Raw genomic sequence first — 11,829 nt, forward strand, 5'->3', positions numbered from 1 at the left:
AAATGGAGGTCGCCAACCACCACACCGCCACGCTGCCCGAAGTGCTGAATCGACATGACGGGGACGCGCCCGCACTGCGGTTCGCCGGCCGCTGGCACAGCCGCCATGCGCTGGCGCAGGAGGCCCAAACCGCCGCTGCCGTGGCGTGGCACGAATGGGGAGTGCGCCCCGGCGACCGCGTGGCCTGGCTCGGTGCCAACCATGTGGCGCAGATCACCTTGCTGCTGGGCCTGGCGCGCATCGGCGCGATGCTGGTGCCGCTCAATTTCCGGCTGGCGCTGCCCGAATGGCAGCGGCTGCTGGCCGATTGCACGCCGCTCCACCTGGTGCACGACGCCGACTGGACGCAGGCCGCCTCGGAGCTGGCGCGCGCCACCGGCGTCGCCGCGCATCCGCTGGAAGAGCTCGCGGCAGGAGGCGAGCGAGCCGCTCCGGAGCACGCCGATGCCGATGCGCCGGCCCTGCTGGTGTTCACCTCGGGCACCACCGGCGGCCCGAAGGCAGCCGTGCACACCCAGGCCAACCTGCTGGCCAACATGCGCATCGCCGCTGCCACGCAGGCCCTGACGCCGGCCGACACGGTGCTCACCGTGCTGCCGCTGTTCCACGTGGGCGGCCTGTGCATCCAGACGCTGCCGGCTCTGTACACAGGCGCGCGCGTGCTGCTGCAGCAGCGCTTCCATCCCGGCGAAACCCTGGCCTGCATCGCCGCCGATCGGCCCAGCCTCACGCTGCAGGTGCCGCCCACCATGAAGGCGCTGATCGAGCATCCCGCGTGGACTGGCACCGACCTGTCCTGCCTGCGCGCGCTTTGGGCCGGCTCCAGTCTTCTGCCGGCGCCGTTGATCGAGGCCTTCCATGCGCGCGGCGTTCCGGTGTGCAACGTCTACGGCGCCACCGAGACCGGTCCCTTCTCCATCGCGCTGCCGCCCGCGCACGCAATGGATCACGTCGGCTCCTGCGGCTGGCCGGCGCCGGAGGTCGAGGCGCGCCTGGGCCCGCCGATGGGCGATGCTGCCGAGCTGCTGCTGCGCGGTCCGAACATCGTGCGCCATTACTGGCCCGACCTGCCGGCGCGCGACGCCGAGGGCTGGTTCGCCACCGGCGACCTGGCGCAGCAGGACGCCGACGGCAGCTGGCGCATCGTCGGCCGGGCCAGGGAGTTGATCATCTCGGGCGGCGAGAACATCCACCCTTCGGAGATCGAGCAGGCGCTCGCGCTGCATCCGGCCGTGCTCGAGTGCGCAGCCTTCGCGCTGCCGGACGCGCGCTGGGGTGAGGTAGTGGCGGTGGCGGTGGTGCTGCGCTCCGATGCGCAAGCGGGCGAGCCGGAGCTGCTGGACCACCTGCAGCAGCGCATGGCCCGCTTCAAGCTGCCGCGCCGCTGGTTCTTCCTGCCGCAGTTGCCGAAGACCGCGCTTGGCAAGGTGCAGCGTTCGGTCCTCGTCCAGGCCTGCGCCTGAACGGGCGGAGCGTCAGCGCGCCGCCGCCGCCGAGGGCGCGGCTTCCTCGCGGCGCTGCATGCGCCAGAGCAGCATGATCAGCAGCAGCGGCGGGATGGCCGTCAGGCCGGTCACCAGGAACGAAGTCGCATAAGCACCGAGCAGCCCATACGTGGGCGTGAGCGTGTCGACCGCGACGCCGGAAAAGCCTTTCAGCAGCTTGCCCAGGATGGCGTACGTGGACGACAGCATCGCGTACTGCGTGGCCGTGTAGCCCAGGCTCGTGAGGCTCGACATGTAGGTCACCAGCGCCACGCCGGCGAAGGACTGGGCGAAGGAGTCGAGCGACATCACCGCCGCGAACAGGGTGGCGTCGGGGTGGAAGGCCAGCAGCGCGAAGGCCGCCGTGCCTATGCCTTCGAGCACCAGCCCGACGATCAGCGTGCGCAGCATGCCGAATTTCACCGTGCACAGGCCCGCCGCGGCGAGCCCGAGGAAGGTCGCGACCAGGCCGAAGGAGCCGCGCACCACCGCGACCGTGTCCTTGGTGATGCCCAGGTCGTGGTAGTAGGGGTTGTACATCGGCCCCATCACGAAATCGGGCAGCCGGTACAGCGCGACCATCAGCAGGATCACCAGGCCGGCGACCTTGTGCTTGGCGAAGAAGTCGACGAAGGGGCCGATGATGGCGTCGAGCAGGCCGCGTGCGCTCCACAGCGGCGGCTTCTGGTGCAGCACCGCATCCGCCCGGGCCGGCTCGAACGCGAAGAAGGTGGCGGCCACGCCGACCGTCATCAGCACGGCCATGGCCACGTACGAGAGCGACCAGCCCACGCGTTCGGCCGCGGCGATGATGGCGGCGTCGGTGACCAGCAGCGCGATCCGGTACCCGAGCTGGGCCGCCGACGTCATCAGCCCGACCTCCTCCGCGTCCGACGCCGCCTCGATGCGCCAGGCATCGATGGCGATGTCCTGCGTCGCCGAGGCGAAGGCGGTGAGCAGGGCGAAGGCGCCGATGACGCCGAGCCCGGCCTTCACGCCGACGAAGGACATGCCCAGCAGGCCGATCGCCACCAGGATCTGGCAAAGCAGCATCCAGCCGCGCCGGCGCCCCAGCCGGCCGAGCAGCGGCACGTCGACCCGGTCGACCAGCGGCGACCAGTACACCTTGAAGGCATAGGCGAAGCCCACCCAGGAGATGAAGCCGATCGCCTTCAGGCTGGTGCCTTCGTCGCGCAGCCAGTAGCCGAAGGTGTTGGCGGTGAGCAGGAAGGGCAGGCCGGAGGAGAAACCCAGGGCCAGCATGACGGCGACCTTGGGCTGGCGCAGTTCGCGAAAGACTTCGAGGGCGGAGCGCTTGCGCCGGGGGACTTCGGCTGGCTGTGCAGGCGGGCTCTGGGGGGACTTTGCGGCTGGGTCTGACATGGGGTCCTTGCAGGAAGCCTATTATTTGCCCATGTGCCAACTCTGTGCTGCCAAGTCGTCGCCCTGGATGGGCAGGCGCGCCTTCCTGGTGGCGGCGGGCGCCGCTGCGGCGGGTTCCGCGCTGGCCCAGGTCAACGTCGGTGAATCCTCGCGCCTGCGCAGCCTGGTGCCGGCCACCGAACTGGAAACCGCCGCCGCGCAGCAGTATGGAGAGCTGCTGCAGGAGGCCCGCGCCAAGAAGGCGCTGGCGCCGGAAAGCCATCCGCAGCTGCAGCGGCTGCGCGCGATCTCGTCCCGCCTGATCGCCGACGCGCCGCGCTGGAACGAACGGGCGCGCGCCTGGCACTGGGAGGTCAACCTGATCGGCAGCCAGTCCATCAACGCCTTCTGCATGCCCGGCGGCAAGATCGCCGTGTTCACCGGCCTGATCGACAAGCTGCAGCTCACCGACGACGAACTGGCCATGGTCGTGGGCCACGAGATGGCGCACGCGCTGCGCGAGCACGCGCGCGAACGCATCGCCAAGAGCCAGGGCACGGGCGCGCTGCTGTCGCTGGGCGCGCAGCTGTTCGGGCTGGGACAGCTGGGCGACGTCGCCGCCAACGTCGGCACGCAGTTGCTCACGCTCAAATTCAGCCGCGACGACGAGACAGAGGCCGACCTCGTGGGCCTGGAGATGGGCGCGCGCGCCGGCTACAACCCGCGGGCGGCGGTGTCGCTCTGGGACAAGATGGCCAAGGCCAGCGGCAACGGCGGCAACATCGGCTTCCTCTCCACGCACCCGAACGGCGCCGACCGCATGCGCAGGCTGCAGGAAAACATCCCGCGCGTGGAAGGCCTGTACCAGCAGGCGATCGCCCGCCGCTGATCCCCTCTTTTCAGGTGCCCCGCACGTAGGGGTTGCTCTTCCGTTCCCGGCCGAAGCTGCTCTCGGGCCCGTGTCCCGGGATGAACACCGTGTCATCGCCCATGGGCCACAGGCGCTGCGTGATGCTGGCGATCAGGGTCGCGTGGTCGCCCTGCGGGAAGTCGGTGCGGCCGATGCTGCCGGCGAACAGCACGTCGCCGACGAAGGCGCGCTGCATCTCCGGTGAATGGAACACCACGTGGCCCGGCGTGTGGCCCGGGCAGTGCCGCACGTGCAGCGTGTGCCCGGCGAGTTCGACCGTGTCGCCGTCCTGCAGCCAGCGCGTCGGCGTGAAGGTCTCCGCCGGCGGGAAGCCGAACATCGCGCCTTGCTGCGGCAGGCCCGCGATCCAGAACTGGTCGGCCGGATGCGGACCGACGATGGGCAGGTCCAGCCGGCGCGCCAGCTCCGCGGTGCCGCCGGCGTGGTCGATGTGCGCGTGCGTCAGCCAGATCTGCTCCAGCGCCAGGCCGCGCTGCGCGACTTCGGCCAGCAGGCGGTCGAGGTCGCCGCCGGGATCGATCACGGCGGCCTGCTTGGTGGCATCGTCGTAGACGATGGAGCAGTTCTGCTGGAAGCGGGTGACGGGCAGGGTGAAGTAACGCAGCATCGGGAAGTCGGGGCTCTTGCTCAGGAAAGGCGAGAGTATCGGACAGTGGGTCAATAATGCGCCCGACAAGGAGACAGCCATGCGCATCGCGATCATGGGTTCGGGCGGTCTGGGCGGCTATTTCGGCGCCCGGCTGGTGCAGGGCGGGGCCGACGTGCACTTCGTCGCACGCGGCCGGCACCTGGAGGCCATGCGCAGGGATGGCCTGCGCATCGAAGGCCCGGAGCCGCTGCACGTGAAGGACCTGCACGTGACCGACGACCCGGCGCAGATCGGCGTCGTCGACCTGGTGATGCTGTGCGTGAAGCTGTGGGACACCGAGCAGGCGATCGCGCAGGTCCGCCCGCTGGTGGGGCCGGACACGGCGATCGTCTCGTTCCAGAACGGCGTGCTGAAGGACCAGTACCTGCGCGCCGCCTTCGATGCGCGGCAACTGATGGGCGGGGTCGGCTACGTCGCCACCACCATCGAGGCGCCCGGCGTGATCCGGCAGACCGGGCCCATGCAGCGCCTGCTGTTCGGCGAGTTCGACGGTTCGCGCTCCGCGCGCGGCCAGGCCTTCCTCGCCGCCTGCCTGGCCGGCGGCATCAAGGCCGAGCTGTCGCCCGACATCGTGCGCGAGATCTGGCAGAAGTACGTGTTCCTGGTCGGCCTGTCGGGCACGACCACCACCATGCGCAGGACCATCGGCCCGATCCGCTCGAACCCGCAGACGCGCGCCTTCCTGCGCGACGTGATGCGCGAGGTGGTGGCCGTGGGCCGCGCCCACGGAGTGCATCTGCCGGAGGACTATGCGGAGGCCGGCCTGCAACGCGCCGACGACGTGTCCCCCGACATGACTTCGTCGATGCACCACGACCTGGAGCGCGGCAACCGGCTGGAGGTGCGCTGGCTGGCCGGTGGGGTGGTCGAACTGGGGCGGGCCAGGGACGTGCCGACGCCGCTGAATCGCGCGATCGCCGACATCCTCGCGCTGCATGCGGAAGGACCGCAACGTGGCTGAGCGCGTCCATTCCCCGTCCACGCTGCGCGTGCGCAGCGTGACCTGCACGCCGGTGCAGGTGCCCTTGCGCTACGTGCTGGGCACCAGCGCGGCCACCGTGAAGGCGGCGCCCCTGCTGCTGGTGGACCTGCATACCGAAGAGGGCGTGGTCGGGCGTTCCTATGTGTTCGCCTACCGTCGCAGCGGGGCGCAGGCCATCGCGGCGCTGCTGGAGGAAGCGGTGGAGCTGGTGCGCGGCGACGCCGTCGCGCCGCTGGTGATCGCCGCCAAGCTGCAGCGCCGCTTCGCGCTGATCGGCGTCACGGGCGTCGCGCGCATGGCGCTGTCGGCGCTGGACATGGCGCTGTGGGACGCGCTGGCCGTCGCCGCGGGCGTGCCGCTCACCTGCCTGCTGGGCGGCACGCCGCGTCCCGTGCGGGCCTACAACTCCTGCGGCCTGGGCCTGATGGCGCCGCAGGCCGCCGCCGACGAAGCGGAGGCCCTGCTGGAAGGCGGCCTGCAGGCGGTCAAGTTGCGCCTGGGCTACGCCACGCTGGCGGAGGACCTGGCGGTCACGCGCGCGGTGCGCCGGCGCCTGCCCGACACGGTGCAGCTGATGGTCGACTACAACCAGGCGCTGTCCCGCGTGGAGGCGCTGGAGCGCGGGCGCGCGCTGCAATCCGAAGGCGTGGCCTGGCTGGAGGAGCCGATCCGGCACGACGACCTCGCGGGCAACGCGCAGATCGCGCGCGACCTGCAGCTGCCGCTGCAGCTGGGCGAGAACTTCGACGGTCCCAAGGACTTGCTGCGGGCGCTGCAGGCGCAGGCCTGCGACCTCGTGATGCCCGACGTCGCGCGCATCGGCGGCGTCAGCGGCTGGATGCAGGCGGCGGGCATCGCGGAAGCGCACGGCATTCCCATGAGTTCGCACCTGATGCCGGAGGTCAGCGCCCACCTGCTGGCCGCCACGCCGACCTGCCACTGGCTGGAATACGTGGACTGGACCGACGCGATCGCGGCCGAGCCGGTGAAGATCGTCGACGGCTGCTGGCCGATTGGCGAGGCAGCGGGCACCGGGCTGGCCTGGGACGCGGACAAGGTGGCGCGCTTGCGCATCGAATGAGGAGAACGACATGCAGATGACCAGCTGGCAGGTGGAGAGCTTCGGCAAGCCGCTCGTGCAGGCCCTGCGCGAGGCGCCCGTGCCCACGGGCAGCGAGGTGGTTCTGCGCATCGCCAGCTGCGGCGTGTGCCACAGCGACGTGCACATGCAGGACGGCTACTTCTCGCTGGGCGGCGACCACCGGCTGGATCTCTCGCGCACGGTGCAGCCGCCGCGCACGCTGGGCCACGAGATCGCGGGCACGGTGGTGGCCGTCGGCCCGGACGCGCAGGGCGCGCGGGTCGGCGACCGGCGCGTGGCCTTCCCCTGGATCGGTTGTGGCAGCTGCGCCCTGTGCAGCGCCGGCCAGGAGCATTTGTGCGGCGCGCCGCGCGCGCTGGGCGTCTCGCGCGACGGAGGCTTCGCCACGCACGTCGTGCTGCCGCACCCGCGCTACCTGGTGGACCACGGTGCCATGCCGCAGGAGCAGGCCTGCACCTATGCCTGCGCGGGCCTCACCGCGTACAGCGCGCTGCGCAAGGTCGGGCCGCTCGCGGCCGACGATGCGCTGCTGGTGCTGGGCGCCGGCGGCGTGGGGCTGTCCGGCATCCGCCTGGCACGGCGCCTGTGCGGCGTGGCGCCCCTCGTCGCGGAGCCCGATCGGGCCAAGTGGGACCTGGCCCGCGATGCCGGCGCCGCCGACGTCGTCGATCCCGGTGATCCGGCCGCGCTCAAGGCGCTGGTGAAGGCCACGCGCGGCGGCGCTGCAGCGGTGGTGGACTTCGTCGGCTCCGGCGCCAGCTTCGACTTCGGCTACGGCGCGCTGCGCAAGGGCGGCAGGATGGTGTGCGTGGGCCTGATCGGCGGCGCGAGCAGCATCGTGCCGGCGATGATCGCGCTCAAGGCGGTCTCCATCGTCGGCTCCTATGTCGGCAGTCTGCAGGAGCTGCAGGAACTGCTCGCACTGGCGCAGGACGGGACGCTGCCGCCGCTGCCGCTGAACCTGCGTCCGCTGGCGCAGGCCAACCAGGCGCTGGACGACCTGCGCGCGGGCAAGGTGCGCGGCCGCACCGTGCTGCAAGCCGACGCCGCCTGAGCGACGGCCGCGCCGCGCGCCCCTAAGATTCGCGCATGGCCACCCGAACCTCTCCCCGCAAGAAGCCGGCGGCCGGCGACACGGCGGATCCGGCGGCCCGCGTGCTGCGGCGCTTCCGCCTCGTCTTCAACACCGTCAAGAACCACTTCCGGGCGGTGGAGACCAAGGCCGGCATCTCCGGCGCGCAGGTCTGGGCGCTGAGCGTCGTGCATGACCGCCCCGGCATCGGCGTGAGCGAGCTCGCGCGGGCCATGGACGTCCACCAGTCCACCGCCAGCAACCTGCTGCGCGCGCTGGTGGAGAAAGACCTGGTGGTCGCCGACCGCGGCGGCGAAGACCGGCGCGCGGTGCAGTTGCGCGCCACGCCCCGCGCGGCCCGCGTGCTCGCCAAGGCCCCGGGCCCGTTCACGGGCGTGCTGCCGGAGGCGCTGGGCCGGCTGGACAAGGCCACGCTGGCCCGGCTGGACCGCGACCTCGCGCGGCTGATCGCGGAACTGGGCGGCGGCGACGAGCGCGATGCCCACATTCCCATCGGCAGCGACAGCGACTAATCCTTGGGCGGCGGTCGGTTCTTCTGCCAGATCGCGACGATGATCAGGCCGTACGACAGCAGGCGCACGCCGTACAGCAGCGGCACGTCCTCGCTGTCGTAGCGCAGGGCCACCGCCGCCACTCGGCTGGCTGCCTCCAGCCAGAAGCAGGCGACGAAGTAGAGGAAGAAGCTGTCGCGCGTCTGCCGCCAGAAGCGCAGGAAGAACAGGCCCAGCAGCGCCGCCGCCATGGCGATGGCCCCGGACATGACGGCATCCAGCGTGGTCACTGGTCCTCCCACACCAGGCCGAACAGCAGCAGCAGCATCGAGACCAGCGCCGAGGCCATGCGCAGCGGCCCCAGGTCCACCTGCGGCAGCAGCAGCTTGTCGACCACCAGCACGACGTTGTTGAAGCTCAGGCCGGCGAAGCACAGCCAGCTCCAGAACAGCAGTCCGGCGCGGTTGCGCCGCCAGGCGCGGAACAGCAGCACGCAGCAGGTGAGCGAGGTGAGGGCGCACAGGAGGTAGATGCCGGCGGCCATTCAGGGCTCCTTCTTGTTCCAGCGGAAGGCGTCCGCGAACTGCAGCGCGCGCTTTTCCAGCCGGGTGTGGATGAGGGACGTGATCTCCACCAGCCGCGTCGCATACAGCTGCTGCAGCTGGTCGATGGTGGCACGCAGCGCTTCGCGCCGCGGTGCGTACCGGAATCCCTCGCCCTCCGCCGTCACCAGGCCGGACGCGTGCAGCGCGCGCAGCAGTTCGGCCGCGACCGCGTCGGGCACGTACAGGCGCCGCGCCACGTCGGCCGTCTGCCAAGCCTGCTGTTCCTGGGAGCGCAGCAGCAGCAGCGCCTCCAGGTAGGGCACGGACGGAATGCTGGTCAGCACGAAGCGCCTGATCTCGGCCGGCAGGGTTTGTTTCGCCATCGCTGCAGAAGGCGGGGGAGGGCGCCGCCCGGAAAAAGACCGCCCCGCGCTGCGGGGCGGAACAAGGCGACCTGAATGAACAAGCCGTTCGCACGGCGCCACCAGTATATGCATTTGCACAAATGTTGTGGCCCATTCAGCTCGACCGTGTTGGATTTGTCAGAATGGATCGATCCCGAGGAGAACTGCAACTGCTGAAGACCTTCCGACTGCAACTGCGGTTCCTGGTGCCGCTGGTGATCATCCTCACGGCCACCGCCTACCTGGCCCTGCCGGTCATGGACCGGCTGACGCTGCGCTGGTTCGCGCGCGACCTCGACATGCGCGGCGCTCTGGTCGCCAATGCGCTGTCGGATTCGCTCGCCGACTCGGAGAACCGCAGCCGCAAGCTGCAGGCGATCCTGGACCGCACGCTCCAGGACGAGCGGCTGGTGGCCATCGGCTGGTGCTCCACCACCGGGCAGGTGGTGCGCCGCACGTCGCGTTTTCCCAAGGACCTCAGCTGCGACGAGGCGAAGCAGCTCGCATCGACGCGGGAGGCGCCGATGAGCATCGAGGGCGGCCCGGTGCACGTGAGCTATCACCCGATCGTGAGCGATGCCGGCCTGCAGGGCGACCTGGTGCTGATGCACGACCTGAGCTTCATCGAGCGGCGCAGCCAGGACACGCGCAAGTACCTGATCATCCTGATCGCCGGGCTCGGCGGCGCGATGGCGCTGGTCACCGTGATCGTGGCGCAGCTGAGCTGGCGCGGCTGGGTGTCGGGCGCGCAGGCGCTGCTGCGCGGCGAGGGCCTGGTGCGCCCGCTGGTGCCGCCGTCACCCGAACTCGCGCCGCTGGCGGCCGACCTGCGCGAGCGGCTGCGGGACCTGGAGGATGAAGTCCGCCGCGGGCAGCGCTCCGAGGACGTGTGGAACGCCGAGCGGCTGCAGTCGCTGCTGCGCACGCAACTGCGCGGCGACGAGGTGATCGTGGTCTCCAACCGCGAACCCTACGTGCACGAACGCCGCCCGGACGGCAGCATGGTGGTGCGGCGGCCGGCCAGCGGGCTGGTCACCGCCGTCGAGCCGGTGATGCGCGCCTGCTCGGGCACCTGGATCGCGCACGGCAGCGGCAGCGCCGACCGCGAGGTGGTGGACCGCCACGACCACGTGGCGCTGCCGCCGGGCCAGGACGATTACCAGCTGCGCCGCCTCTGGCTCACCGAGGAGCAGGAGCAGGGCTACTACTACGGCTTCGCCAACGAAGGCCTCTGGCCGCTGTGCCACGTGGCGCACGTGCGGCCGGTGTTCCGCGAGCAGGACTGGGAGCACTACCGGGAAGTGAACCAGCTGTTCGCCGATGCGGTGGTGTCCGAAGCGCGCAGCGACGACCCCATCGTGCTGGTGCAGGACTACCACTTCGCCTTGCTGCCGGCGATGGTGCGGCGCAAGTTGCCGCGCGCCACGATCCTGACCTTCTGGCACATCCCCTGGCCCAACCCGGAGTCGTTCGGCATCTGCCCGTGGCGCAGCGAGATCCTGGAAGGCATGCTGGGCAGCACGATCCTCGGCTTCCACACCCGCTTCCACTGCAAGAACTTCATCGAGACGGTGGACCGTTACCTGGAGGCGCGCATCGAGCACGAGCACTCCACCATCAGTTTCGGCGGGGAGCAGACGCTGGTGGAAAGCTATCCCATCTCCATCGAGTGGCCCTCCCCGGAAGAGGCGCGCGAGTGGCCATCGCCGGGGCAGTGCCGTGCCGAACTCATGGAGGGGCTGGGCATTCCGCAGGGCCACCGGATCGGAGTGGGCGTCGACCGCTTCGACTACACCAAGGGCATCCTGGAGCGCCTGAACGCGGTCGAGCGCATGCTGGAGAAATACCCCGAGTGGCAGGATCGCTTCACGTTCGTGCAGGTCGCCGCGCCGTCGCGCGGCGCGCTGGAGGAATACCAGGCCTTCCAGGAGCGCATCGCCCGCGCGACCGAGCGGATCAACAAGCGCTTCGGTCGCCCGGGAGCGCCGGTCATCCACCTGCTGGCGCAGCACCACGACCACGACACGGTGATGCGCCTGTACCGCGCGGCCGACGTGTGCATGGTGACCAGCCTGCACGACGGCATGAACCTGGTGTGCAAGGAGTTCGTCGCGGCGCGCGACGACGAGCGCGGCGTGCTGGTCCTCAGCCGCTTCGCCGGCGCCGCGCGCGAGATGCCGGAGGCGCTGGTGGTCAATCCCTACCACGTGGAGGAAACGGCGGACGCGTTGCAGCAGGCGCTGACCATGCCGCCGGCCGAACAGCGCGAGCGCATGGGCGCCCTGCGCAGCACGGTGCAGGAGTTCAACGTGTACCGCTGGGCCGGCCGCATGCTCGCCGACGCGGCGCGCCTGCGTCTGCGCCAGCGGGTGTCCGAGCGGGTGCAGCGCCACCGGGGAGAGTGAGGCGCGGCCCCTCGTCGTCACGGCGCGTTGCAAGGATGGGACCAAGGTCCAATGACTGCTGCCGGGGTGCGCCGGTATCGTGGCAGGCATCGTCCGCAGGACGCAAGGAAGTGTCATGGCCCGCAGCCCATCCTGGAAATCCATCACCCTGGTCGCGATGCTCGCGGCCTTCGCCGCCGGTGTTTCGGCGCAGATCGTCTACCCGGCCAAGGGCCAGTCGGCCAGCCAGCAGAAGAAGGACGAGTCGGAGTGCTACACCTGGGCCGTGCAGAAGACGGGCATCGATCCGTCCAAGCCGCAGGCGAGCACCGCGCCGCCTACCACGGCCACCGGCACGACGCCGGGCGCCGGCGCCCGCGGCGCTGCGCGCGGCGCCGTCGT

At 70.8% G+C, this 11,829-nt stretch carries 12 protein-coding genes and 1 pseudogene; 8 read left to right on the forward strand and 5 right to left on the reverse strand.

Annotated elements, in window-relative coordinates:
- Positions 1-2: 2 nt before the first annotated feature.
- On the forward strand, positions 3-1,463 hold the full coding sequence (locus AC1DSA_RS05150) for a class I adenylate-forming enzyme family protein (RefSeq protein ID WP_477886715.1): 1,461 nt from the start codon (positions 3-5) through the stop codon (positions 1,461-1,463).
- Positions 1,464-1,475: 12 nt separating this feature from the next.
- Here the strand turns inward: AC1DSA_RS05150 and AC1DSA_RS05155 are convergent, their stop codons facing one another.
- Positions 1,476-2,867, reverse strand: coding sequence for an AmpG family muropeptide MFS transporter (locus AC1DSA_RS05155; protein ID WP_477886717.1), 1,392 nt, complete (start codon positions 2,865-2,867; stop codon positions 1,476-1,478).
- Positions 2,868-2,898: 31 nt separating this feature from the next.
- Between AC1DSA_RS05155 and AC1DSA_RS05160 the strand changes: the two genes are divergently transcribed.
- A complete protein-coding gene (locus AC1DSA_RS05160; protein ID WP_477886719.1) occupies positions 2,899-3,735 on the forward strand; it encodes a M48 family metallopeptidase in 837 nt (278 codons plus the stop codon).
- Between the two features lie 10 nt (positions 3,736-3,745).
- On the opposite strand, the gene AC1DSA_RS05165 is transcribed toward AC1DSA_RS05160, so the two are convergent.
- On the reverse strand, positions 3,746-4,384 hold the full coding sequence (locus AC1DSA_RS05165; RefSeq protein WP_477886762.1) for an MBL fold metallo-hydrolase: 639 nt from the start codon (positions 4,382-4,384) through the stop codon (positions 3,746-3,748).
- 79 nt (positions 4,385-4,463) lie between these two features.
- Between AC1DSA_RS05165 and AC1DSA_RS05170 the strand changes: the two genes are divergently transcribed.
- Genes AC1DSA_RS05170 through AC1DSA_RS05185 form a run of 4 tightly spaced genes read left to right on the forward strand, consistent with a single transcriptional unit; the run spans position 4,464 to position 8,115 of the window.
- Complete coding sequence (locus AC1DSA_RS05170; protein WP_477886721.1) at positions 4,464-5,387, forward strand: ketopantoate reductase family protein; 924 nt, start codon at positions 4,464-4,466, stop codon at positions 5,385-5,387.
- Complete coding sequence (locus tag AC1DSA_RS05175) at positions 5,380-6,489, forward strand: enolase C-terminal domain-like protein (protein WP_477886723.1); 1,110 nt, start codon at positions 5,380-5,382, stop codon at positions 6,487-6,489. The genes AC1DSA_RS05170 and AC1DSA_RS05175 overlap by 8 nt, the downstream gene beginning before the upstream one ends.
- A 10-nt stretch (positions 6,490-6,499) precedes the next feature.
- On the forward strand, positions 6,500-7,564 hold the full coding sequence (locus AC1DSA_RS05180) for an alcohol dehydrogenase (protein WP_477886725.1): 1,065 nt from the start codon (positions 6,500-6,502) through the stop codon (positions 7,562-7,564).
- Positions 7,565-7,599: 35 nt separating this feature from the next.
- Complete coding sequence (locus AC1DSA_RS05185; protein ID WP_477886727.1) at positions 7,600-8,115, forward strand: MarR family winged helix-turn-helix transcriptional regulator; 516 nt, start codon at positions 7,600-7,602, stop codon at positions 8,113-8,115.
- Here the strand turns inward: AC1DSA_RS05185 and AC1DSA_RS05190 are convergent.
- From AC1DSA_RS05190 to AC1DSA_RS05200, 3 genes are read right to left on the reverse strand one after another with little or no spacing between them, the layout of a single operon-like run.
- Positions 8,112-8,384 carry a DUF5985 family protein gene (locus AC1DSA_RS05190; protein WP_477886729.1) on the reverse strand — a complete coding sequence of 91 codons (273 nt, stop codon included), beginning with the start codon at positions 8,382-8,384 and terminating at the stop codon, positions 8,112-8,114. The two genes, AC1DSA_RS05185 and AC1DSA_RS05190, sit on opposite strands and share 4 nt — an antisense overlap.
- Positions 8,381-8,638 carry a DUF5985 family protein gene (locus AC1DSA_RS05195; protein WP_477886731.1) on the reverse strand — a complete coding sequence of 86 codons (258 nt, stop codon included), beginning with the start codon at positions 8,636-8,638 and terminating at the stop codon, positions 8,381-8,383. The genes AC1DSA_RS05190 and AC1DSA_RS05195 overlap by 4 nt, the downstream gene beginning before the upstream one ends.
- A complete protein-coding gene (locus AC1DSA_RS05200) occupies positions 8,639-9,022 on the reverse strand; it encodes a hypothetical protein (RefSeq protein ID WP_477886733.1) in 384 nt (127 codons plus the stop codon).
- A gap of 164 nt (positions 9,023-9,186) precedes the next feature.
- Between AC1DSA_RS05200 and AC1DSA_RS05205 the strand changes: the two genes are divergently transcribed.
- On the forward strand, positions 9,187-11,448 hold the full coding sequence (locus AC1DSA_RS05205; protein ID WP_477886735.1) for an alpha,alpha-trehalose-phosphate synthase (UDP-forming): 2,262 nt from the start codon (positions 9,187-9,189) through the stop codon (positions 11,446-11,448).
- Between the two features lie 115 nt (positions 11,449-11,563).
- Positions 11,564-11,829: pseudogene (locus AC1DSA_RS05210) on the forward strand (hypothetical protein); the annotation flags it as partial.

It is taken from the genome of Ramlibacter sp. P4_H7 (assembly GCF_056400765.1).